Below are 24,104 nucleotides of genomic sequence, written 5' to 3' on the forward strand. Positions count from 1 at the left end.
CGTCACTCCGCGGCCGGGACCGGCTTCCCGGTCGACCCGTCCGGCGGCGGCCCGGACATCTCCGTCGCCGCCGACTCGACGAACGCGGTGACCCACCGGCCGACCTCGGTGAACACCCGTTCTCGTACGGCCGGGCCGCTCAGCGTCAGGTCGTGCATGCCGCCGTCGAAGCGGACGAGGGTGACGTGGCGGCCGAGGCGGGGCGCCCACCGGACCATGTGCTCGACGTCGAGGACGGCGTCGGCCAGCGACGCCGACTCGTGGTAGACCGTGCCCCGGAAGCTGCGGGTCGAACAGGCCAGCAGGACGGGTACGTCGATCGCCAGGCCGTGCCGGACCCGCTGCTGCGCCGACCGGATCGCGGCCAGCCACGCGGCCCGGACCGGGAACCCGCCGAGCGGCTTCCACTGCAGGTCGTACGTCCACTCGCCACGGTGTTCGGCGTGCAGGGTCTGGCCGTACACGGGGGACAGGCCACTCGGGACGATCCGGTACGGGGCGCGGCGGGCGAGTTGGGAGACGGCTGCCGCCAGTGGCCGGCGGACCAGCCAGGACGCGTTGAGGTCGAAGAACGGGCTGTTGAGGAAGAGGCCGTCGACCAGGTCCGTCCCGCTCCGGGCGTGGGTCCACAGGGCGGTGATCAGGCCGCCGGTGGAGTGCCCGTTGACCAGCAGCGTGCGGTTGCCGTCGACCTCCCGGACGATCCGGGCGGCGGCGTCGAGTTCGGGGAAGTAGTCGGCGATCGAGCGGCAGAAGTTCGGAGTCTGGTGGGGGAGCAGGCTGCGACCGTACTTGCGCAGGTCGAGGGCGTAGAAGTCCCAGCCCCGCCGGGCGAAGAAGTCGGCGAGGTGGGTCTGGAAGAAGTAGTCGACGAAGCCGTGCACGTAGAGGACGGCGCGGCCGGTGCGATCGGTGGCCCGCCGCCGCACCAGGGTGGCGACGACCGGTCCCTCGTCGTCGTGGCCGAGGTCGATGGTCCGCCGCTCGTAGGACGGACCGAGGATGTCCTCGTCCCAACTCCCGCTCATGTCGCGACGTTACCGCGCGCGGCGGTCCGGGGCGCGGCATGCGGCCGGCTCCGTAGCAGACGGAGCCGTGATCAGGGCGTTTTCCACAGGCGGGTCGGCGGTCCACAGATCCGGCGCCGGTGGTGTCGGAGCGGGCCGGGGCCGGGCCAGTCTGGGGCTCCGCTACTGATTCGTGGAGGGGTCTTGTACGACACCAACGTGACAATCATCGGAAATGTGCTGACCGCCCCGGAATGGCGGCGTACGACGCAGACCGGCACCCTGGTCGCCAACTTCAAGGTCGCGTCGACCGCGCGCCGGCTCGACCGGGAGAACAACCGCTGGGTCGACGGCAACAGCCTGCGGGTACGCGTCAACTGCTGGCGCAAGCTCGCCGAGGGCGTCGCCTCGTCGCTGATGGTCGGCGACCCGGTCGTCGTGGTCGGCCGGATGTACACCCGGGACTGGACCGACGCCGACGGCAACCACCGGACCATGTACGAGCTGGAGGCCGTCGCGGTCGGGCACGACCTGTCCCGTGGGCGGGCCAAGTTCGTCCGCAACCGGCCGGCGCTGTCGACGAGCGCGGTGGCCGACCCGGAGGCCGAGTCGCGGGTGCAGGGGCAGGAGACCGAGCCGGTCCCGGCCGCCGAGGCCCCGGCCCGGCGCGACAGCCTCTTCGACGACGATCCGGACTTCGCCGACGTGCCGGCGGCACCGCTGCCGCAGTACGACCCGCTCGCCGAGGTGCGCGGCACCGGGTTCCCGCCGGGCGGGGCAGCGGCGAGCGGCGACGGCGACGCCCCGGCACCGTCCGGCGGTGGCGACCGGTTCGGCCCGGGTGACGGTGTCGACGGGCTGCCCGGCGCCGATGGGCTGCCCGGCGCCGGCGGCGAGCCCGGGCTACGGTCCGGGACCGAGGGGGAAGGCGAGCCCGGCCTACGGTCCGGAACCGAGGGGGAACCGGAGGAGCCGTTGTCCGGCGGCCGGCGCGGGGATGCCGGCGACGGGCCGGGCGAGGGCCAGCCGGAAGCGTCCGGACCGCGCACCGACCTGCCGGAGCCGGCCGGTCTGGTGGCGCGGGGACGCCGGGGCCGGGCCCGCGTCCCGGTGCCGGCCTGACGCGGACCGGGCGGGCCGCCGTTCGGCGGCAGCCCGCCCGGGGCCGTGGGCGGAACGGCCACCGGCGGCCCGCCCGGAGGCCGATGGGGACCCGGCGCCGCCAGAGCGGGTGGCGGGCGGCCGGGGCATAGGCTTCCCGAGGAGGTGATCGACATGGGGACGGACGTGATCGTCGTCGGGCTGGGCAGCATGGGCGCGGCCACCGCCCATCAGCTCGCGAGTCGCGGGCTCCGGGTGGTCGGCATCGACCGGTACCGGCCGCCGCACACCAACGGCGCCCACGCCGGCGGCTCCCGGATCATCCGGCTGGCCTACGCCGAGGGTGTCGCCTACGTGCCGCTGCTGCGCCGGGCCTACGAACTGTGGGCGGCTATCGAGCGGTCCTCCGGCGTCGACCTGCTGACCCCGACCGGCGGGCTGATGCTGGGCCGACCCGACTCGTCGATGGTCGCCGGCGCACTTGCCTCGGCCCGCACCCACGGGCTCGCCCACGAGTTGCTCGACGCCGCGCAGATCCGCCGTCGCTTTCCGGTGTTCGCCCCGCGCGACGACGAGGTCGGCGTCTACGAGGAGGTCGCCGGGTTCGTGCGGCCGGAGGCGACGGTGGCGACCCTGCTCGACCTCGCCGGGCGGGCCGGTGCCGACCTGCGCTACGGCGTACGGGTCACCGGCTGGTCGGCGGGTCCGGGCGGGGTGACCGTCCGCACCGACGAGGGCGAGCTGACCGCCGGCCGGCTGGTGCTCTGCCCCGGCGCCGGAGCCGGTGAGCTGATCGCCGATCTGAACATCCCGTTGCGGGTCGAGCGACGGGTCCAGCACTTCTGGCCGGTCGCCGACGCCGGGTTCGCCCTCGGCCGCTGCCCGATCTGGCTCTGGGAGTCGGCGGCGGGCGTGGTGGCGTACGGCTTCCCGGGGGCCGACCCGCCGCCCGGCTCGGACCGCGGCGGTCTCGTCGTCAAGACCGGCGTGCACGTCGACCCGAACGCCGTGCCACGGTCCGACCTCGCCCCGGCGCAGCCGGCGGAAGCCGCCCGGGCGGCGGAAGTGCTCACCCCGCTCCTACCTGCCCTCGCCTCGGCCGGCCCGCCGGACGGCATCCCGTGCCTCTACACCCTCACCCCCGACGAGCACTTCGTCGTCGGGCCGCATCCTCGGTACGACTCGGTCACCGTCGCGGCCGGGTTCTCCGGCCACGGGTTCAAGTTCGTGCCGGTGATCGGTGAGATCGTCGCCGACCTGGCCCAGCACGGCAGCACCCGGCACGACATCAGCCTGTTCGCACCGGACCGGTTCGGGCAGGTGGCGGCATGAGGGGCCAATGGGCGGCCGACGCCGTCGGGCTGCTGGCCGGCTACGCGCTCGACGCGTGGCTGGGCGACCCGCGCCGGCTGCACCCGGTCGCCGGTTTCGGGCAGGCCGCCGGCGCCCTCGAACGCCGCCTGCACCCGGCCGACCGGGCCACCCGCGCGGGCGGCGCGGCCGACCGGGCTGCCCGCGCGGGCGGTGCGGCCGACCGGGCTGCCCGCGCGGGCGGTGCCGACCGCACCGGGAGCGCGGGCGGGCGGCGGGACGAGCGCGTCGCCGGTGCGGTCTTCACCGCCGTGGCGGTCGGTGCGCCGGTGCTCGCCGGGGTCGCCGCGGTGGCGCTGACCCGCCGGCGGCCGGTGGCCCGCGCCGCGCTCGTCGCGGCCGGCACCTGGGCGGTGCTCGGCGGCCGCACCCTGCGGGCCGAGGCCGGGGCGATGAACAAGGCGCTACGCGGCGGCGACCTGCCCGCCGCCCGACAGCGGCTCAGCCACCTCTGCGGGCGCGACCCGGCCCGGCTCGACGAGCCCGAACTCGCCCGGGCGACGGTCGAGTCGGTCGCCGAGAACACCTCCGACGCCGTGGTGGCGCCGCTGTTCTGGGGAGCGGTGGCCGGATTGCCGGGGCTGCTCGGTTACCGCGCGGTCAACACCCTCGACGCGATGGTCGGGCACCGGTCGCCGCGCTACGCACGGTTCGGCACCCCGGCCGCCCGGCTCGACGACGTCGCCAACCTGCTGCCGTCCCGGCTGACCGGGCTGCTCGGGGTGGCCGCCGCGCCGGCCGTGCACGGCGACCGGGCCGACGCGTGGCGGGTGTGGCGGCGGGACCGCCACGACCACCCGAGTCCCAACGCCGGGCAGTGCGAGGCGGCGTTCGCCGGCGCGCTCGGGGTGCGGCTCGGCGGCCGCAACATCTACTTCGGACGATCGGAGGTCCGGCCGTTCCTCGGCGACGGCCCGCGCCCGGAGGCCCGGCACATCCGGCGGGCTGCCACCCTGTCGCGCACGATCGGCCTGGCGGCGCTCGCCGGGGCCGCGGCCCTCGCGACCGTCCGGGCGGCGGCAGCCGGCGCGGCCGGCCGCCGCGTCCGGCCCCGGCTCGGCGCCGCGGTCGCCGGCGCCGCGGTGACGGCCGGCGGCGCCGTGCTGCGCAGGGTGGCCGGGCCGGGCCGGGTGACCCGTGGAGCAGCGGTGGACGGTGGCGGGTGAGCGGCGGGCTGCTCGTCGCCGGCACCACGTCCGACGCCGGCAAGAGCGTGTTGACCGCCGGCATCTGCCGCTGGCTGCACCGGCGCGGGGTCAAGGTCGCGCCGTTCAAGGCGCAGAACATGTCCAACAACTCCGCCGTCGTGGTCGGCGCCGACGGGCGCGGCGGCGAGATCGGCCGGGCCCAGGCGATGCAGGCCGCGGCCGCGGGCATCGCGCCGGAGGTACGGCTCAACCCCGTGCTGCTCAAACCCGGCAGCGACCTGTCGAGCCAGGTGGTGCTGCTCGGCGAGGCTGTCGACCACGTCCACGCCGGCAACTTCCGGGCACTCAAGCCGCGCCTGGCCGAAACCGTGCACGCCACGCTGACGGAGTTGCGGGCGGAATACGACGTCGTCGTCTGCGAGGGCGCCGGCAGCCCGGCCGAGATCAACCTGCGCGACTCCGACTTCGTCAACATGGGGCTCGCCCGGCACGCCCGGCTGCCCACCGTCGTGGTCGGCGACATCGACCGGGGCGGTGTGTTCGCCGCGCTGTTCGGCACGGTAGCCCTGCTCGACGCCGCCGACCAGGCGCTCGTCGCCGGGTTCGTGGTCAACAAGTTCCGCGGCGACCTCGGCCTGCTGCGCCCCGGGATCGAGATGCTGACGGCGGTGACCGGCCGGCCGACGTACGGGGTGCTGCCCTTCGACGTCGACCTGTGGCTGGACGCCGAGGACTCCCTCGCCTACGGGCGTACCCTCGGCCGGCCCGGCCCGCCCCTCGGCACGCAGTGGCTCGACGTCGCCGTCGTACGGCTGCCCCGCATCTCCAACGCCACCGACGTCGAGGCGCTCGCCACCGAGCCAGGCGTACGGGTCCGGCTGACCGTGGAGCCCGCCGAGGTCGCCGCCGCCGACCTCGTCGTCCTGCCCGGCAGCAAATCCACCGTCGACGATCTGGGCTGGCTGCGCGACCAGGGCCTGGCCGACGTGGTGTGCCGACACGCCGCCGCCGGACGCCCGCTGCTCGGCATCTGCGGCGGCTTCCAGATGCTGGCCCGCTCGATCCACGACGAGGTCGAGAGCCGGCGCGGCACCGTCGACGGTCTGGGCCTGCTCCCCGTCGACATCTCCTTCGCCGCGCGCAAGACCCTGGCCCGGTCGGCCGGCACCGCGTTCGACGCCGTCCCGGTCCACGGCTACGAGATCCGGCACGGCTATGTCGCCCGCGCCGATCCGGGGCTCACCCCGCTGCTCACCCACCTCGACGGGCGGCCCGAGGGGGCCGTCGCCGGCAACGTCTTCGGGACACACTGGCACGGGGCGTTCGAGTCCGACGCCTTCCGGCGCCGGTTCCTGACCGAGGTGGCCCGCCTCGCCGGCCGGCGAGGGTTCGTGGTCGCTTCCGACACTTCCTTCGAGGGCGTCCGCGAGCGCAGCCTCGACCGGCTCGGCGACCTGGTCGAGGAGCATCTGGACACCGACGCCCTGTGGCGGCTCATCGAGGACGGGCCGCCCGCCGGCCTGCCGTTCGTCCCGCCCGGCGCCCCGCACCCACCGACCCGGCCGTGACCGGCATCCTGGACCGGCCGTGACCGGCACCCTGGAGTCTTACGCCGAGCTGGCCGCCCGGGTGCTCGCCGGGCCGCCGCTGGTCGGACGCAGTCGACTGGTGGCGGTCGACGGCCCGAGCGGCGCCGGCAAGACCCGGTTCGCCGGCCGGCTCGCCGCCGCCCTCGAAGCGGCCGCGACCACGCCAGCCGGTCCGGCCGGCACCGACCCGGCCGCTGGTCCGGCCCGAACCAACCTGGCCGCCGATCCGGCCCGCCCCGACGTGGCCGCTGGTCGGGCCGGGCGCGCCACCCCGACCGGCGGTGCGGGCGGGCGGGTCGCGACCGTCGTGCACACCGACGACCTGCTCGACGGCTGGGACGACCAGCTCACCTTCTGGGACCGGCTGGAGGAGTCGGTGCTCGGACCGCTGCGCGCCGGCCGGCCCGGCACCCACCACCGCTACGACTGGCTGCGCGCGGAGTTCGGCCCGGACCCGGTCGTCGTCGACCCGGCGCCGGTCGTCGTCCTGGAGGGGTTCAGCGCCGCCCGGGCGGCCGTGCGTCCCGAACTGAGCCTCGCCGTGTTCGTCGTCGCCCCGGCCGACCTGCGGCTCGACCGGGCGCTGTCCCGGGACGGCGCCGCCCTGCGGCCACACCTGGAACGGTGGCGCCGGACCGAGGACGTCCACTTCCGCGCCGACCGTACCGCCGACCACGCCGACCTGGTCGTCGACGGCGCGCCCGCGGTGCCGCATGACACCCGGCACTACGTCCGGATCGGGGGCGCGCGGTGGCCGGCGTGATCCCGACCCGGCGGGCGGGCGCCCCGGCCCGCCGACGGGCGGGCGTCCCGGGCCGCCGACGGGCCGGGACGCCGGCCGGAACCGCCATCGGCGTAGACGCGCTGGCGTTGCTGGGGCACCATCGCAGGAAGCCCACCCAATGCCGAGTCGGGGAGCCACGATGACTGCGAGCGCACCATGACAGCCAGCGACGACACCGCGGCGGCCCCCGCCCGGCGCCGGGTGGCGCTGACCGGGATCAGCTCGCGCGCCTGGGAACACCCGGCCGACCGGGGCGCCCTGACCGCCCTGCGCGAACTGCGCGGCTTCGACGACGTGGTCAAGGCGTTCTTCGGGATGTGGAACGAGCGTGGCTTCCGGCTGTCGTATCTCGCGTCGGCGATCCGGGTCGACCACCGGCAGTACCCGCGGGTCTACCGCCTCTACACCGAGGCGGCCAGCACCCTCGACGTCCTCGAACTGCCGGAACTCTTCGTCACCCAGTCGCCGATGCTCAACGCCCAGGCGATCGGCCTGGAAAAGCCGTTCATCGTGCTCAACACCGCCTGCGTGCACCAGCTCGACGACGAGGAACTGCGGGCCCTGCTGGGGCACGAGCTGGGCCACGTCCGCAGCGGCCACGCCGTCTACAAGACCATCCTGATGATCCTCACCCGCTGGGCGGCCAACCTGAGCTGGTTGCCGGTCGGCGCGATCGCCCTACGCGCGATCATCGCGGCGATGATGGAGTGGTGGCGCAAGGCGGAACTGTCCGCCGACCGGGCCGGTCTCCTCGCCGGGCAGGACCCGGCGGCGTCGCTACGGCTGCTGATGAAGCTCGCCGGCGGCGGCGACCTGACCCAGATCGACACCGCCGCGTTCCTGGAGCAGGCGGCCGAATACGAGAGCGGCGGGGACGTCCGCGACAGCCTGCACAAGCTGCGCATGACCGCCTGGAGCAGCCACCCCGTGCCGGTCGCCCGGGCCGCCGACCTGCGGCAGTGGATCGACTCCGGGGCGTACGGGCGGGTCCTCGCCGGTGACTACCCACGCCGTGACTCCGACTCGTCGGCGTCGGTGTCGGAGGAGATCAAAGCGGCCGCGGAGTCCTACCGCGAGGCGTTCGGGCGCTCCCAGGACCCGCTGGTCGGGCTGCTGCGCCGGCTCGGCGACGGGGCGAGCGACGTCGGTGAGTGGGCCGGCGGCGGGGCCGCCCGGGCCCGCTCCTGGCTCGGTGCGGCCGGTGAGGCGGCGGCCCGCGCCGCCCGCAAGCCCCGCACCCCGTCGGGCGGCTCCGAGGAAGGCCGCGACGCCTGGTCCGACGCCAGTGACGGACCTGGATGACCGGGCGAGCGCGGCGGCACGATCGGTAAGGTTCGGCCTACGATCGCGGTCATGACCGCAACTATCTTCACCGAGTCCGAGCTGCGCGCGGCCGTCGCGCGTGAGCTGCCCGGCGTACGCGCCGATCTGGAGCGCCTGGTCCGGATACCGGGCATCGCCTTCGACGGTTTCGACCACTCCCACGTCGAGCGGTCTGCCGAGGCGGTGGCCGAGTTGCTGCGCGACCTGCGGCTCGACGTCAAGATCGTCCGTGCCGGCGGCGGGCAGCCGGCGGTCATCGGTCGCCGGGCCGCCCCGCCCGGTGCGCCGACCGTCCTGCTGTACGCCCACCACGACGTGCAGCCGGTCGGCGATCCGACGTTGTGGGAGAGCGAGCCGTTCGAGCCGACCGAGCGGGACGGCCGCCTCTACGGCCGCGGTGCCGCCGACGACAAGGCCGGCATCCTGGCCCACGTCGCCGCGCTGCGGGCGTTCGGCGACGACCTGCCGGTCGGCGTGGTGCTGTTCATCGAGGGGGAGGAGGAGTTCGGCTCCGACAGCCTCGAACAACTCCTCGCCGACCACCGCGACGAACTCGCCGCCGACGTCATCGTCATCGCCGACTCCGGCAACTGGGACGTCGGCGTACCCGCGCTGACCACCTCGCTGCGCGGCATCGTCAACTGCTTCGTCGAGGTCCGCACCGGGCAGCACGCCATCCACAGCGGCATGTTCGGCGGCGCCGTGCCCGACTCGCTGACCGTGCTGTCCCGGCTGCTGGCGACGCTGCACGACGACGCCGGCGACGTGGCCGTCGACGGGCTGCTGGCCCGGGCGGCGGCGAACGTCGACTACCCCGAGGACCGGCTGCGGGCCGAGGCCGGCCTGCTCGACGGGGTGTCGTTCATCGGCACCGGGCGGCTCACCGACCGGATCTGGCACAAGCCCGCCCTGGCGGTGCTCGGCATCGACGCCCCGCCCACCAACGCCGCGCCGAACGCCCTGGTGCCGGCCGCGAAGGCGAAGCTCAGCATCCGGCTCGCGCCCGGCGACGACCCGAAGAAGGCGTACGCCGCCCTGAGCGCGCACCTGGAACGGCACGCCCCGTGGGGCGCCCAGGTCACGGTGACCCTCGAACACGACGGGGCGCCGTGCGTGATCGACGCGTCCGGCCCGATGTTCGACGCGGCCCGGTCGGCGTTCCGCACCGCCTGGGACGGCACCGATCCGGTCGACATGGGGGTGGGCGGGTCGATCCCGTTCATCGCGACGTTCCAGGAGATGTTTCCCCGGGCGGCGATCCTGGTGACCGGGGTCGAGGACCCGCACGCCCGGGCGCACGGCCCGAACGAGAGCCTGCACCTCGGCGAGTTCGCCCGGGTCTGCCTGGCCGAGGCGCTGTTGCTGGCCAACGTCGCCGAGGTCGGCGTCCAGCCCTAGCACCGCGACGAGCCGTACGCCGGCCCGGGCGCACCGGGGCGGCGTACGGCCCCGGCGGGTGTCCCGGCCGCCTGAGAAAAGTCCTTGCTCGATGGGGTGAAACTGCTGCGCGCCGGTTCGGTGGCACGCTAGGGTTTCGAACATGAGTTCTAACGAGGCCATTGCGCGGCTGGACGCCGCCGTCAGTGCTCTGGGGGACGTACACGTCTCCGCGTGGTCCGACGAAACCCTTCAGGACCAGCTCGGCGAACTTTCCGCGGCACTCTGTGCCCTCGACGCCGTGCTGTCCCGGGTCGCCGACGAGGTCCGCGCCCGCGGGCTGCGGGTCGAGGAACCGCTCGCCGCCTGAGCCCGACACCGTCACGCCCGGCGACGACCGGCGACCGTACGCCCACGCCGGGCGGCGGCCGTACGCCAGGAATGCCGCCGGCGAACGCCCGGCGGCCGTTGTCCTTCGAGGCAGTCGTTACTGCCCCGAAGGCAGCCGGCGACGCATGCCGGCCGGGGGCGGCGCTGCGGCAGGGTGACCGCGACACGCTCGACGTGCTCAAGGCCGTCCGCCGGCTGGGCTGCCGGCGTTTCGTGCTGGTCGCCGCCGTCGACTCCGACGCCGCCCTGATCCCCGCCGTGGAACTGGGGGTACGGGCCCTCGCCGCGCGGTCCGAGGCGACCGGCCACCGGCTGGCGCAGCTCGTCGTCAACACCTCGACCGGTGGGGCGGCACAGGTGGCTGCCACGATGGGCGGATGCGGTTCGTGGACCTGGCGGCCACCTCGGCGGCCGTACGAGCGATCTCCGGCCGGCGGGCCAAGACAGACCTGCTGGCCGCAGCCCTGCGCGACCTGGCCCCCGACGAGGTGCCGGCCGGCTCCGCCTACCTCGCCGGCGAACTGCGGCAGCGGCAGACCGGCGTCGGCTACGCCAGCCTGCGCGACCTGCCCCCGCCGGCGGCCGAGCCGACCCTGACCGTGGCGTCCGTCGACGCCGCCATCGCCGAGATCGCCGAGGTCGCCGGCCCGGGCTCGCAGGCGCGGCGGCGCGACCTGCTCGCCGCGCTGTTCGCCGCCGCCACCGCCGACGAGCAGCGACTCCTCGTCGGGCTCTTCAGCGGCGAACTGCGCCAGGGAGCCCAGGCCGGGCTGCTCGCCGACGCGGTCGCCCGGGCCGCCGGGGTGCCGGTCGCTGTCGTACGACGGGCCCTGCTGCTCGCCGGTGACCTCAAGGCGGTCGCGGTCGCGGCGCTGGCCGGGGGAGAGCCGGCGCTCGCCGGGTTCTCGCTGCGGGTGGGGCGACCGCTGGCCCCGATGCTGGCGCAGAGCGCGGCCTCGGTCGACGAGGCGTTCGGCACCGTCGGCGGTCCCGCCGCCGTCGACGTCAAGCTCGACGGCATCCGGATCCAGGTGCACCGGTCCGGTGCCGACGTCGCCGTCTTCACCCGCAGCCTGGACGAGATCACCCCGCGGGTGCCGGAGGTGGTGGCGGCCGTACGCGCCCTGCCCGCCCGGGAGCTGGTGCTCGACGGCGAGGCCATCGCCCTCGACGCGACCGGTCGGCCCAGGCCGTTCCAGGAGACGTCCGCCCGGGCCGCGACCCGGGGCGCCCGGCGCGGGGTCACCGCCGGGATCAAGGGCGCCGGCCAGGCGAAGACCGGGGCCACCCCGGCCGCGTCGACGGGCGGCGCGCTGACGCCGTACTTCTTCGATCTCCTGCGCCTCGACGGCACCGACCTGCTCGACGCACCCGGCCGGGACCGCTGGGCGGCGCTCGCCGACGCGGTCGCCGCGCCGCTGCTGGTCGGCCGCGTCACGGTCGACTCCGTCGAGGCGGCGACCGCCGCCTTCTCCGCCGCGCTCGACGCCGGCCACGAGGGCGTCGTCGTCAAGTCCCCGGACGCGCCGTACGAGGCGGGCCGGCGCGGCGCCGCCTGGATCAAGGTCAAGCCGCGGCACACCCTCGACCTCGTCGTGCTCGCCGTCGAGTGGGGCAGTGGCCGGCGCCAGGGCTGGCTGTCCAACCTCCACCTCGGCGCCCGCGACCCGGCCACCGGCGGGTTCGTCATGCTCGGCAAGACCTTCAAGGGGCTGACCGACGAGCTGCTGCGCTGGCAGACCGAACGGTTCCTCGGCCTGGCCGTCGAGCGCGGCGACTGGGTGGTGACCGTACGGCCCGAGCAGGTCGTGGAGATCGCGTTCGACGGGGTGCAGCGCAGCACCCGCTATCCGGGCGGGGTGGCGCTACGGTTCGCGCGGGTGGTCCGCTACCGCGACGACAAGTCCGCCGGCGAGGCCGACACCATCGACACCGTACGGGCGATCCACCGCGGCTGAGCCGGCCGGACCGCTCAGTCGCGGGAGCCGGCGACGGGCGGCGACACCGCCGCGACCTCCAGCCGGTCGCCGCGCGGCCGGCGCTTCCCGCTGCGGGTGTGCGCCTCCCGGCGGGCCACGTAGCCGTAGCCGACCAGGGCCATCCCGGCGAACAGCCACCACTGCACCACGTAGCCGCCGTTCTGCCAGTTGTTCTCGTGCCGGATCGGGATCGGGGTGAACGCCGGGTCGGCGGCCGGGGTCTGCTCGTCGACCAGCAGATAGGCGCCGTACGTCGGATGTGGCAGCTCGGCGGCCAGCTCCGGTACGCCGATGCGGCGGGTCTCGATCCGCCCGTCCCGCTGGCTGACCGAACCCGCCATGCTCTCCGACAGGTGCATTCGCCCGACGACGGTCACCTCGCCCTCCGGCGTCGGCGGCAGTTCGGGCTGCGCGGCCGCGCCACCCGGCGCGGGCGGCACCCAGCCCCGGTCGACCAGCACCGCGGTCCCGTCGGCGAGCACCAGCGGTACGACGATCTCGAACCCGACCCGGCTCTCGACGGTGCGGGACCGGACCAGGACGACGTTGGCGCTGTCGTAGCGGCCGGTGACGGTGACCCTGGTCCACGCCGCGTCGGGGTGCGGCGCCGGGCCAACCGTGCCGGCCGTGGCGGGCGGCGTGAGGACATCGGTGAGCGGGACCGGATCGAGCCGGGCGGCCGCGTCGATCCGCTCGTTGATCGCCGACCGATCCTGGTAGCGACTCAACTGCCAGTTGCCGAGCATGACCATCACCACCGACGCGGCCAGCGTCAGCGCGAGTATGCCCAGCCAGCGCGGGGTCAGCAGGAACCGGTACACAGCACGAGGTTACCCGTGTGACCCGAGCCACTACTCTGGTGCCCGGATCGGCGCCCCCGCGTCGTTGCCCCTACCCGGTATGGTCGCCCGCGGCGGGCGGTCGCGTCGATACCGGCGGCGGCCGGCAGCCGACTCCGCACCCGATCCACGACAGCCGTAGCGGGGCTGTCCGATGACCTCGAGGAGCCGACGATGACCGCCGTACCACGCGTGGTGGTGAGCGCCCCGTCATCCGGCCACGGCAAGACGGCCGTCGCCGTCGGCCTGCTCGCCGCCTGCGCCGCCCGGGGGCTGACCGCCGCCGGATTCAAGGTCGGCCCCGACTACACCGACGCCGGCTACCTCGGGCTGGCGGCCGGCCGGGTCGGCCGCAACCTCGACCCCCGGCTGGTCGGTCCGCAGCGGGTCGCCCCGCTGTTCGCACACGGCAGCACGGGCGCCGACATCGCGGTCGTCGAGGGCACCATGGGCCTGTTCGACAGCCTCGCCGGCCGGGCCGAGAGCGACTCGACCGCCGGGGTGGCGTCGGTGCTGCGGGCGCCGGTCGTGCTCGTCGTCGACGTCGCCGCGATGGGCCAGTCGGTGGCCGCCCTGGTGCACGGCTTCCGGGCGTACGACGAACTGCTCTGGCTCGGCGGCGTGATCCTCAACCGGGTCGCGTCCGACCGGCACGAGCAACTGCTGCGCGACGCGCTGGAGGACATCGGCGTGCCGGTCTTCGGCGCGCTGCGTCGCCGCGACCTGCCCGCCGTCCTGCCGTCCCGCCAGCACGGCGTGGTGCCGATCGCGCACCGCACGGTCGAGGCACTGCGGGCCGTACGCCGGCTCGGCGAGGCCATCGCCGGTGCCGTCGACCTCGACCGCCTGCTGGCCGTGGCCCGGTCGGCGCCGCGACTGTCCGGCGAGGCGTGGTCGGCCACCGCGTCGTTCGCCGACGCGCCGCCGTTGCCGGCCAACCCCGGCGGCCGCCGCCCGGTGGTCGCGGTCGCCGGCGGCTCCGCCCTGTCCTACGGATACGCCGAGACCGCCGAGCTGCTCGCCGCGGCCGGGGCGACCGTGGTGGCCGTCGACCCGCTGGTCGACGAGGCCCTGCCGGCGGGGACCGACGCGCTGGTGATCGGTGGGGCGCTGCCGGAGACCTACGCCGAGGAGCTGTCGGCCAACCGGCGGCTCTGCGCGGCCGTGGCCGAGCTGGCCCGGTCGGGTCGGCCGGTGCTCGCCGAGGGCGCCGGCCTGCTGTGGCTGGCCCGCGAGTTCGACGGCCGGCCGATGTGCGGGGTGCTGGACGCGACCGGGGTGAGCATGGACCAGATCGTGGTCGGCTACCGCGAGGCGACCGCGCGGGCGTCGACGGCGGTCGCGCCGCTGGGCGCCCGGCTGACCGGTTACAAGCACCACCGCGGGGTGGTCAACCCGCGGGCCGGCCAGGCGCCGGCGTGGACCTGGGCCGCCGGGGCACCCGAGGGGTTCGTCTGGCGGCGGGTGCACGCGTCGCAGCTGACCCTGCACTGGGCCGGCAACCCGGAGATCGCGCACCGGCTGGTCGCGGCCTCGACGCCGACGTCGCCCGTGCCGGCCCAGGGCGGCGCCCCGGCCCTGGCCCCGACCCCGGCTCCCGCCCCGGCGAACGGCGCCCCGGCGCTGGTGAAGTCCGGTCCCGCTGGTGCGGTGCCCGGCCCGGCGGTTCCGGTGTCGGGCGCCGTGGCACCCGGCCCGGCCCCGGTGTCGGGTCCGACGGCCGCGCCCGGCGCGGGCGACCCCGCCGACGAGCCGACGGCCGACATCCGCCCGCCGGCCGCCGGCCCGGACACACCCGCCGCCACCGGCACACCCGTCCCGGGCAAGGGGGCGTCGCCGGCCGGCCCGGCCGAGGAGCAGGCGTGAGCGGCCACGTCGCGGTCCGGCGGTTCCCGACGCTGACCGTGTCGGCGCCCCGGATGCACGTACGCCCCCTCGACGCCGGTGACGCCAAGGCGGTCACCGAGGTGTTCGCCGACAAGCAGACCCAGCGCTGGCTGCCGTTCCCGCGTGAGTACGGCCAGATCGAGGGCCTGGCCTGGTGCACCGAGATGGCCCAGGAGCGGCGGGACAGCGGCAGCGGCGACCACTACGGGGTGGTCCGGCGCGAGGATGACCGGCTGGTCGGCTGCCTGTGGACCAAGCGCACCGACTGGGTGGGCCGGGTGACCGAGGTGTCGTACGCGATGGCGCCGCACGCCCGCGGGTTCGGCATGGCGGCCGAGGCGGTCGACGCGCTGGCCATCGCGCTGATCCTGGAGCACGGCTTCCAGCGGATCGAGTTGCGGGTCGCGCCGGGCAACGTGGCGTCCCGGCGGGTCGCGGAGAAGGCCGGCTTCACCTACGAGGGCCTGCTCCGCAACGCGGGCCACGTGCACAGCGGCCGGGTCGACCTGGAGGTGTGGTCGTTCGTGGCGGCCGACCTGCGCTGATCGTCGCGGTCCCGCCCGTGCGGTCCCGCCCCGCCCGATCGCGGACCGACCACCCCTGGCCCGGCCGCCCTCCGTCACGTCGCGGCGGGTAGGTCGCTGTTCCGGGCCACAGCGAATTCGCTGTGGATACGCCGAATTCGCTGTGGGCCGCGACAGCAGTACGCCGTCGCGGCGGCGGGCTCCCAGGGGGAGCCGTAGAGGCCGATGTTGCGCCGCTCGGCACCGCCCGGCCGGACGCCCTGGACGGCCCGGGAGCCGGAACCGGCGCGGCTGTCCTCCTCGACGTGCCGGCCGCCGGATCAGGGCGTGGCGGCCGGCCGCGGGCAGCCGGGGCGCCGTCAGCTGATGATGGCCGACGAGGGTGGCACGAAGTCGCGTACCGGCCGGTCCTTCAGGGCCTCCCGCAGGGTCGTCGCGACCGAGTCGATCGGCTTGTTCGACTGCCAGTCACCGACCGCGTTGAACGGGTTGTCCGGATCGGCGATGAAGCTGGCGGCCGCCAGTTCCGGGGTGAAGCCGACGAACCACGCCGACCGGGTGCTGTCCGTCGTACCGGTCTTGCCGGCGACCGGGCGCCCGACCGTCCCGCGTACCGAGTCCGCGGTCGACCAGCCGCCGCAGGAGCCGGCGGCCGGGCGGTCGGCGACCGGGCAGCGGGCCGCGTCGGCCGCCGCCCGCGCGACGTCCTTGCTGACCTCCTGCCGGCACCGGGGCTTCGCCACGTCGACCTGTTCCCCCTGGGCGTTGGTGAACTTCGCCTGCGCGCCGTCGGGTCCCAGCACCGACAGCACCGGCATCGGCTCGCAGTAGAGCCCGTCACCGGCGACGGTGGCGTACGCGTTGGCCATCTCCAGCGGCGTCGCGTCGGACACCCCGAGGGTGAACGCGCCCCACCCCTTGGCCCGTTCCGGTGACGCCTGGTTGCGGTCGACGTCGGTCCGCCACCGCAGGCCGAGCCGTTCGGCCATCTTCACCACCTTGTCCGCGCCGACCGACTGTTCGAGCTGGACGAAGTAGGTGTTGACCGACTGGCCGAACCCGGACCACATGGCGTGCCGGCCGGTCATCGCGGCGCTGGCGTTCGACGGGCACCAGTAGCCGCCGCAACTCGACGGGCCGCCGTCACCCGGATAGATGGACCGGATCCGGTACGGCGAGTTGTAAGCCGTCGACAGCGGCTTGCCGGCGTCGAGGGCGGCGAGCATGGTGAACATCTTGAACGTCGAACCGGCCTGGTAGCCGGGCATGTCGCCGCCGCCGAGCAGCGGGTTGACGGTGTTCGGATAGTTGCCCTTCATCCGGGCGCGTTTCTTGGGGTCGGAGTGGCTGCCGTTCTCGCTCTGGTCCAGCGAGTAGACGCGGTTGACCGCCATCGCCTTGACGCTGCCGCTGCCCGGCTCGACCAGGACGATGCCGTGCGCGAAGCGGCTGTCGATGGACTCCCGGCCGCTGACGTTGTCCTCCGCGATCTCCTGCACCTTCGGGTCGAGCGAGGTGACGATCGTGTAGCCGCCCCGGCGCAGCTTGTCCTCGCGTTCCAGCGGGTTGCCGCCGAACGCCGGCTGGGCTCCCCACCAGTTCTTGAAGTAGTCGCAGAAGAAGCCCCAACTGTTCTGCGCCTTCGCGATGGAGGCGCAGTCGTTGGGCGGGGTGGTCAGCTTCAGCGTGATCGGTTCGGCCTTGGCCTGCGCCGCGGCGTCCGGGGAGATGTAGCCGATGGCGGTCATCCGGTCGATGACGTAGTTGCGCCGCTCGGTGGCGGCCGCCTTGTCCCGGGTGGCCGGGTCGTACTCGGACGGGGCCTTGACCAGGCCGGCGAGGGTGGCCGCCTCGATGACGGTGAGGTCCTTCGGCAGCTTGGAGAAGAAGACCTCGGCGGCGGCGTAGATGCCGTAGGCGCGGTGCCCGAAGTACGCCGAGTTGAGGTAGCGCTCCAGGATCTCGGTCTTGGAGATCTGCTTCTCGAGTTCGGTGGCGAGCCGCATCTCGCGGATCTTGCGCCCGCTGGTCTGTTCGGTCGCGGCCTGCACCTCGACCGGGCTCTGGGCGCTGTCCCGCAGCGCCATCCGGACGTACTGCATGGTCAGCGTCGAGGCGCCCTGGGAGACCGCGCCGGACTGCTGGTTGGCGACGAACGCGCGGGCGATGCCCTTGGCGTCGACGCCGTTGTGCTCGTAGAACCGCGAGTCCTCGGACGCGACGATGGCCTGCTGGATGTGCGGCGACATCTGGGAGATGGGGGTGTAGCGCCGGTGCTCCTCGTAGAACATCGTCAGCAGCGTCTTACCGTCGTTGGCGTAGACGTACGTGGTCTGTGCCGGGGGCACCGTACGCAGTTCGCGGGGCATGTTCTGGATGATCTCGGCGCCGGCCTTGGCGCCCAGCCCACCGATCGCGACCAGCGGATACGCGACCGCCGACACGACCACCCCGGCGATGAGACCGGCGCGGAGGAGGGGTGCGAGCCGTCCGAGAACATGAAGGGTGCGGTTCATCACCCTTTGAAGGTATGACAAATGCTGCTATGACCTGATTAAAAGGACCAAACAAGCCGCAGGTCAGCCGCCCCGTCGCACGGCCGGGAACACCGCCTCCCGCATGCTGTACCCCGACGGCGCCCGGCAGGGCGGAGGAAGGGGTGGAAGGCGACCGATGACCGCCGAAGATCTGGCCCACCACGGCGACGCGGAGGCCACCCCCGGACTGGTCGACCTCGCGGTCAACGTCCGACGCGACCCGATGCCGTCCTGGCTCGCCGAGCCGATCGCCGCGACCCTGCACGACCTCGCCGGCTATCCCGACGCCGGCCCCGCCACCGCCGCCGTCGCCGCCCGCCACCACCGGCCCGCCGCCGAGGTGCTGCTCACCGCCGGCGCCGCCCAGGGCTTCGTGCTGCTGGCCCAGGCGCTGCGCGACGCCCGCCGGCCGGTCGTGGTGCACCCGCAGTTCACCGAGCCCGAGGCGGCGTTACGGGCCGCCGGGCACCGGGTCGAGCGGGTCCTGCTGCCGGCCGGCACCGGCTTCCGGTTGGACCCCGCGCTCGTACCGCCCGACGCCGACCTCGTCTTCGTCGGCAACCCCACCAACCCGACCTCGGTGCTGCACCCCGCCGCCGACGTCGCCGCCCTGGCCCGGCCCGGCCGCGTCCTCGTCGTCGACGAGGCGTTCGCCGACACCACCGGGCCGGGCGAACCCGAGTCGCTCGCCAGCCGGCGCGACCTTCCCGGCCTGGTGGTGCTGCGCAGCCTCACCAAGACCTGGGGGCTGGCCGGACTGCGGATCGGCTACCTGCTCGCCGCCGCCGACCTGATCACCCGGCTGGCCGCGGCGCAGCCGCTGTGGGCGGTGTCGACCCCCGCGCTCGCCGCCGCCACCGCCTGTGCCGGACCGCGGGCGGTCGCGGCCGAGCGGGAGATCGCGGTACGCCTCGCCGCCGACCGGGACCATCTGGTCGACCGCCTGCGGGCACTGCCCGGGGTGACCGTCGCCGGCCGGCCGGCGAGCGCGTTCGTGCTGATCAACATCGCCGGCGCCGACCGGGTCCGGCTGGCGCTGCGCGAGCGCGGCTACGCCGTACGGCGCGGCGACACGTTCCCCGGTCTGGGCGCCGACTGGCTGCGCGTCGCCGTCAGGGACACTGCCACCACGGACGGCTTCGTCGCCACGCTCGCCGAGGTGCTCGCCGACACCGGCCCGGCCACCGGCGCCGGCCCCGGACGGCCCGACGGCCCCGACGGAAGGACTGAGGATGCGTGAGACCCTGGCGGCGATCCGGCCGCTGGACACCGACGCGATGGCGGCGGCCCGCGCCCTGCACGCCCGGCTGACCAAGCCGGCCGGCTCGCTCGGCACCCTGGAGGAGCTGTCGGTACGCCTCGCCGGCCTCGCCGGGACCTGCCCGCCCCCGCTGCCCGGGCCGGCCGCTGTCGGGGTCTTCGCCGGTGACCACGGCGTACACGCCCAGGGGGTCACCCCGTGGCCGCAGGAGGTGACCGCCCAGATGGTCACCAACATCCTCGCCGGCGGGGCCGTGATCAACGCGTTCGCCCGGCAGGTCGGCGCCCGGGTCACCGTCGTCGACGTCGGCGTCGCCGGCCCGCCCGCCGGAGCCACCCCCGGACCTGCCGGCGGAGCCGCCGCCGAGCCTGCCCCGGCCGGGCCGATCGGTGCCGGCCCGCCCGGGGACGCACCGGAACTGGTCCAGGCCCGGGTCCGGGCCGGCACCCGGGACATGACGGTCGAGCCGGCCCTGACCCGTGACGAGGTCGTCGCCGCCGTCGCGGTCGGCATCGACACCGCCGACCGGCTGGTCGACGCCGGTGCCGGCCTGCTCGTCACCGGCGACATGGGCATCGCCAACACCACGCCGGCCGCCGCCCTCGTGGCCGCGTTCACCGGCGCCGACCCGCTCGACGTCACCGGCCGGGGAACTGGGATCGACGACGGGACGTACGAGCGCAAGGTGGCGGTGGTGCGGGCCGCGCTCGCCCGCCACGCCCCGGACCCCGCCGACCCGGTCGGCGTCCTCGCGGCGGTCGGCGGGCTGGAGCACGCCGCCCTGGCCGGCTTCGTGCTGGCCGGCGCCGCCCGCCGGGTACCGGTGCTGGTCGACGGGGTGATCGCGGCGGCCGGGGCGCTCGCCGCGGCGGCCCTGGCCCCCGACGCGCGCGGGGCGATGGTCGCCGGGCACCGCTCGGCGGAGCCGGGCGCCACGGTCGCCCTGCGCCACCTGGGCCTCACCCCGCTGCTCGACCTCGGGATGCGGCTCGGCGAGGGCTCCGGCGCCATGCTCGCGGTGCCCGTCGTCGCCGCCGCCGTACGGGTGCTGCACGAGGTGGCCACCTTCGACTCGGCGGGGGTGTCGAGCAAGTGACCGATCCTGGCCTCTACCCGCTGGCGCTGCGCCTCGCCGGCCGTCGCGTACTGGTCGTCGGTGGCGGCGCGGTGGCCACCCGCCGGGTGCCGGCACTGCTCGACGCCGGCGCGGAGGTGCTGGTGGTGGCGCCCCGGCTGACCCCGGCCCTGCGGGCGTACGTCGACGCCGGCCGGGTGGGCTGGGCCGACCGGCGGTTCGAGCCGTCCGATGTGGACGACGTGTGGCTGGTGCAGGTGGCGGTCGACGACCCGGTGGCGGCGGCCGAGGTGAGCGCCGCCGCCGACGCCCGCCGCACCTTCTGCGTACGCGCCGACGACCGCTTCGCCGCGACCGCCTGGACGCCGGCGACCGCCCGGCACGGCAGCGTGACGGTGGCGGTGACGGCCGGCGGTGACCCGCGGCGGGCGGTGGCGATCCGGGACGCGATCCGCGACCGGCTCGCCGACGGCACGCTGCCGAGCAGCCACCTGCCGGTAGCCGGACAGGTGGCGCTGGTCGGCTCCGGGCCGGGCGACCCGGAACTGATCACCGTGAAGGGCCGGCGGCTGCTGGCCCGCGCCGACGTCGTGGTCGCCGACCGGCTGGTGCCGGGGCTGCTGCTCGACGAACTCGGCCCCGACGTCGAACTGGTCGACGCGTCCAAGATCCCGTACGGGCCGTCCCGTGCCCAGGAGGAGATCAACCGGATCATCGTCGACCGGGCACTGGCCGGCCGCTTCGTCGTCCGGCTCAAGGGCGGCGACCCGTACGTCTTCGGCCGGGGCGGCGAGGAGGTGGTGGCCTGTGCCCGGGCCGGGGTGCCGGTCGTCGTCGTACCCGGGGTCACCAGTTCCATCGCGGCGCCGGCCGGCGCCGGCATCCCGGTGACCCACCGCGGCGTCGCGCACGAGTTCACCGTCGTCTCCGGCCACGTCGGCCCGGACGATCCGGCGTCGCTGGTCGACTGGCCGGCACTGGCCCGGATGCGGGGCACCCTGGTCGTGCTGATGGGGCTGAAGAACCTGCCGGCGATCACCGCGACGCTCCAGGCACACGGCCGGTCGCCGAAGACCCCGGCGGCCGTGGTGCAGGAGGGTACGACCGGCGCCCAGCGGGTGCTGCGCTCGACGCTCGGCGAGGTGGCGCGGGCGGCGGTCGCCGAGGGCTTCCGGCCGCCGTCGGTCGTCGTCGTCGGCGACGTGGTGCACGCCCTCGACGCGGGCGGCACCGGCCCGGCCCGGGCCGGTGCCGCCGCCGGCAGCGGCATGTTCGGTGCTCCGGACGACGAAGGCGTGGGCGACGCGGGGTGACCCGCGCCGCCCACGCCTTCGCGTGGGTGTCTTCTCAGACCTTGACTTCGTCGTCCAGCAGCAGCGCGCACCGGATCAGGCCGAGGTGGCTGTATGCCTGCGGGTGGTTGCCCAGCCCGCGCTCGACCATCGGGTCGTACTGCTCCGGCAGCAGCCCGGTCGGGCCCGCCGTGTCGATCATCTGGGTGAACAGCTCCTCGGCGTCACCGCGCCGGCCGGTGCGCAGGTAGGCCTCGATCAGCCACGCCGTGCAGATGTGGAAGCCTCCCTCCCGGCCCGGCAGGCCATCGTCCCAGCGGTAGCGGTAGACGACCGGACCGCTGCGCAGGTCGGACTCGACCTTGAGCACGGTGGCGAGGAACCGCGGGTCGTCGTCGGGGAGCAGCCCGGACAGGCCGATCCACAGCGAGGACGCGTCCATCTCCTCGTCGCCGTACGCGACCGTGTAGGCGCCGGCACCGTCGTGCCAGCCGTGCTCCAGCACGTTCTGCCCGATCCGGTCCCGCAGCTCCACCCACTCCGGCCGGTCGCCGTCGCCGTGCCGCCGTACGACGTGCAGCGCCCGGTCGACGGTCATCCAGCACATGACCTTGGAGAAGACGTGGTGCCGCGGAGGGAGGCGGGCCTCCCACAGGCCGTGGTCGGGCTCGTGCCAGCGGCGTTCGACCGCCTGCACCATCGCCTCGATGACCCGCCACTCGTCCTCGCGCACCGAGCCGCGTGCGTCGGCGACGGCCGCCAGCAGGTCGGCGACCGGCCCGAACACGTCGAGCTGGAGCTGGTGGTTGGCGAGGTTGCCGACCCGGACCGGCCGGGACCCGGCGTAGCCGGGCAGGGTGTCGATGACCGCCTCGGCACCGAGTTCGTAGCCGTCGACGGTGTAGAGCGGGTGCAGCCGTTCGGGGTGGCCGCCGGTGCGCTCGATGCAGCCGTCGACCCAGCGCAGCAGCCCCTCGGCCTCCTCCAGCGAGCCGAGGTCGACCAGCGCGCGGGCGGTCATCGCCGCGTCACGCAGCCAGCAGTAGCGGTAGTCCCAGTTGCGGACCCCGCCCACCTCCTCGGGCAGCGAGGTGGTGGCGGCGGCGAGGATCGAACCGGTCGCCTCGTGGCACAGCCCGCGCAGGGTGAGCGCGCTGCGCGTCACCAGGTCGCGGGCCTGCGCCGGCAGCTTCAGGCTGGCCACCCAGTCCCGCCACGGCTGCTCGGCCGCGTGCTGCCGGTCGTGCAGGGCGATGGCGTGGTGGTCGAGGCTGTGCGAACCGAACCGCAGCTCCAGGGTGACCGAGCCGCCGGCCGACGACAGGTCGACGACGGCGCGGGCGGTGTCGTATCCGCCGTCCTCGGTGACCTCCCACTCGACGCCGGGGGAGTAGAGCGCCACCGGCTCGTTGGAGCCGAGCACCAGCAGGCCGTCGCCGACCGGCTGGAGGCGTACGGCGACCTGGCCGAACTCCGGTCGCGGGGCGAACTCGACGCGGGCCCGGCCGGAGCCGGTGAGCACCCGGATCAGGGTCGAGTCGCCGCCGGGGATGACGGTCTCGCCGGCGGCGCCGTCGGCGGCCGGGCAGTCGAGCCAGTCGGTGACGGTCAGCCCCGACCAGCGGGTCTCCACCGTCATCGTGCCGGGCCGGTAGCGCTGGCCGAGCGGCAGGCCGCCCCGGTCGGGAGCCACGCTGAAGTGACCGGCCGGGGCGCCGCCGAGCAGGTCGGCGAAGATCGCCGACGAGTCCGGCTTGGGGTGGCACAGCCAGGTGACCCGGGCCTCCGGGGTGAGCAGGGCGACGGTACGCCCGTTGGCCAGCATCGAGTGCCGCTCGATCGGCACCGCCCGCTCGCCGAAGAGCCAGTTGCGCCGGGTCTCCAGCAGCAGGCCGAGCAGCCGGGCCGCCTCGACCGGGCTGTCGACGTGGAAGTCGGCCCGGGTCTCCCCGTCGCCGATCTTGATACCGACGTCGGGCCCGTGCAGGTTGCCGAACGCGTTCTCGTCGGTGACGTCGTCACCGAGGTAGAGCACGCCGCTGGCCGAGAGCTGGGTGCGGAGCTGGTCGATGGCCAGACCCTTGTGGGTGGCGATCACCGACAGCTCGATGACCTCCTTGCCCCGGGTGACCGTGACGTCCGGCCAGTTCACCGGGCCGGCCTCGACCGCGGCGACCACCTCTTGGCGGACCTGCGGGTCGGCGCCCCGGGTGTGTACGGCGATGCTCGCCGGCTTGCTCTCCAGCCGTACGCCGGGCTTGTCGGCGACGATCCGGCGCAGTTCGGCCCGCAGCCGGGTGCGGACCTCGACCAGTTCGGGGGAGAGTCGCTCGACGAAACCGATGTCGAACTCGGAGCCGTGGCTGCCCACCAGGTGCACCTCGCTGGGCAGCCGGGAGAGCGTGGCCAGGTCACGCAGCGCCCGACCGGAGACCACGGCGACGGTGGTCTGCGGCAGGGCGGCCAGCGCCCGGATCGCGGCGACCGACTCGGGCAGCGGGACGGCCTTGCTCGGGTCGGTCACGATCGGCGCCAGGGTGCCGTCGTAGTCGCAGGCGACCAGCAGGATGGGCAGGCGGGCGATGCGGCCGATGGCGGCGCGCAGCGCCGGGTCCATCAG

The 24,104-nt window shown here is 75.1% G+C and carries 18 protein-coding genes; 14 read left to right on the forward strand and 4 right to left on the reverse strand.

Features of this window, described 5'->3' with window-relative positions:
• Positions 1-2 precede the first annotated feature (2 nt).
• The gene (locus QCD66_RS06840) at positions 3-1,028 is read right to left on the reverse strand and encodes an alpha/beta hydrolase (RefSeq protein ID WP_375733203.1); all 1,026 of its coding nucleotides are present in this window, start codon (positions 1,026-1,028) and stop codon (positions 3-5) included.
• 183 nt (positions 1,029-1,211) lie between these two features.
• Here QCD66_RS06840 and QCD66_RS06845 point away from each other — a divergent pair, with 183 nt between their 5' ends.
• The 9 genes from QCD66_RS06845 (at position 1,212) to QCD66_RS06885 (ending at position 12,048) form a co-directional block, all read left to right on the forward strand.
• Positions 1,212-2,129, forward strand: coding sequence for a single-stranded DNA-binding protein (locus QCD66_RS06845; RefSeq protein WP_407567042.1), 918 nt, complete (start codon positions 1,212-1,214; stop codon positions 2,127-2,129).
• Positions 2,130-2,282: 153 nt separating this feature from the next.
• Entirely contained in the window at positions 2,283-3,440 is a 1,158-nt protein-coding gene (solA, locus tag QCD66_RS06850; protein WP_407567043.1) for an N-methyl-L-tryptophan oxidase, read from the forward strand.
• Positions 3,437-4,645 carry a cobalamin biosynthesis protein gene (locus tag QCD66_RS06855; protein ID WP_407567044.1) on the forward strand — a complete coding sequence of 403 codons (1,209 nt, stop codon included), beginning with the start codon at positions 3,437-3,439 and terminating at the stop codon, positions 4,643-4,645. Before solA ends, QCD66_RS06855 begins: the two co-directional genes overlap by 4 nt.
• Entirely contained in the window at positions 4,642-6,195 is a 1,554-nt protein-coding gene (locus QCD66_RS06860) for a cobyric acid synthase (protein WP_375734655.1), read from the forward strand. Before QCD66_RS06855 ends, QCD66_RS06860 begins: the two co-directional genes overlap by 4 nt.
• 31 nt (positions 6,196-6,226) lie before the next feature.
• Complete coding sequence (locus QCD66_RS06865; protein ID WP_407567238.1) at positions 6,227-6,979, forward strand: hypothetical protein; 753 nt, start codon at positions 6,227-6,229, stop codon at positions 6,977-6,979.
• A 177-nt stretch (positions 6,980-7,156) separates the two neighbouring features.
• Positions 7,157-8,302 (forward strand): M48 family metallopeptidase, encoded by a 1,146-nt coding sequence (locus QCD66_RS06870; protein ID WP_357542580.1) that lies wholly within the window; start codon positions 7,157-7,159, stop codon positions 8,300-8,302.
• 51 nt (positions 8,303-8,353) lie between these two features.
• Entirely contained in the window at positions 8,354-9,721 is a 1,368-nt protein-coding gene (locus QCD66_RS06875; RefSeq protein WP_364220646.1) for a dipeptidase, read from the forward strand.
• A 142-nt stretch (positions 9,722-9,863) separates the two neighbouring features.
• Positions 9,864-10,070: a hypothetical protein gene (locus QCD66_RS06880; protein WP_357542576.1), complete on the forward strand. Its 207-nt coding sequence runs from the start codon at positions 9,864-9,866 to the stop codon at positions 10,068-10,070.
• A gap of 397 nt (positions 10,071-10,467) precedes the next feature.
• On the forward strand, positions 10,468-12,048 hold the full coding sequence (locus tag QCD66_RS06885; RefSeq protein ID WP_375734657.1) for an ATP-dependent DNA ligase: 1,581 nt from the start codon (positions 10,468-10,470) through the stop codon (positions 12,046-12,048).
• Positions 12,049-12,062: 14 nt separating this feature from the next.
• On the opposite strand, the gene QCD66_RS06890 is transcribed toward QCD66_RS06885, so the two are convergent.
• On the reverse strand, positions 12,063-12,890 hold the full coding sequence (locus QCD66_RS06890) for an SURF1 family protein (protein ID WP_375734658.1): 828 nt from the start codon (positions 12,888-12,890) through the stop codon (positions 12,063-12,065).
• 192 nt (positions 12,891-13,082) lie between these two features.
• Between QCD66_RS06890 and QCD66_RS06895 the strand changes: the two genes are divergently transcribed.
• Both QCD66_RS06895 and QCD66_RS06900 read left to right on the forward strand, forming a co-directional pair.
• Positions 13,083-14,774, forward strand: coding sequence for a cobyrinate a,c-diamide synthase (locus QCD66_RS06895; protein WP_375734659.1), 1,692 nt, complete (start codon positions 13,083-13,085; stop codon positions 14,772-14,774).
• Positions 14,771-15,340, forward strand: a complete 570-nt coding sequence (locus QCD66_RS06900; protein ID WP_364220633.1) for a GNAT family protein — start codon at positions 14,771-14,773, stop codon at positions 15,338-15,340. The genes QCD66_RS06895 and QCD66_RS06900 overlap by 4 nt, the downstream gene beginning before the upstream one ends.
• A 338-nt stretch (positions 15,341-15,678) precedes the next feature.
• On the opposite strand, the gene QCD66_RS06905 is transcribed toward QCD66_RS06900, so the two are convergent.
• Positions 15,679-17,838 carry a transglycosylase domain-containing protein gene (locus tag QCD66_RS06905; protein WP_407567045.1) on the reverse strand — a complete coding sequence of 720 codons (2,160 nt, stop codon included), beginning with the start codon at positions 17,836-17,838 and terminating at the stop codon, positions 15,679-15,681.
• Between the two features lie 154 nt (positions 17,839-17,992).
• Here QCD66_RS06905 and cobC point away from each other — a divergent pair, with 154 nt between their 5' ends.
• Genes cobC through cobA form a run of 3 tightly spaced genes read left to right on the forward strand, consistent with a single transcriptional unit; the run spans position 17,993 to position 21,505 of the window.
• Positions 17,993-19,096: an Rv2231c family pyridoxal phosphate-dependent protein CobC gene (cobC, locus tag QCD66_RS06910; protein WP_375734661.1), complete on the forward strand. Its 1,104-nt coding sequence runs from the start codon at positions 17,993-17,995 to the stop codon at positions 19,094-19,096.
• Positions 19,089-20,213, forward strand: a complete 1,125-nt coding sequence (locus QCD66_RS06915) for a nicotinate-nucleotide--dimethylbenzimidazole phosphoribosyltransferase (RefSeq protein WP_375734662.1) — start codon at positions 19,089-19,091, stop codon at positions 20,211-20,213. The genes cobC and QCD66_RS06915 overlap by 8 nt, the downstream gene beginning before the upstream one ends.
• Positions 20,210-21,505 (forward strand): uroporphyrinogen-III C-methyltransferase, encoded by a 1,296-nt coding sequence (gene cobA, locus QCD66_RS06920; protein WP_407567046.1) that lies wholly within the window; start codon positions 20,210-20,212, stop codon positions 21,503-21,505. The genes QCD66_RS06915 and cobA overlap by 4 nt, the downstream gene beginning before the upstream one ends.
• A 34-nt stretch (positions 21,506-21,539) precedes the next feature.
• Here the strand turns inward: cobA and otsB are convergent, their stop codons facing one another.
• Entirely contained in the window at positions 21,540-24,101 is a 2,562-nt protein-coding gene (gene otsB / locus QCD66_RS06925) for a trehalose-phosphatase (protein ID WP_375734687.1), read from the reverse strand.
• Between the last annotated feature and the right edge of the window lie 3 nt (positions 24,102-24,104).

The organism is Polymorphospora sp. A560 (assembly GCF_045781765.1).
GTDB lineage: Bacteria > Actinomycetota > Actinomycetes > Mycobacteriales > Micromonosporaceae > Polymorphospora > Polymorphospora lycopeni.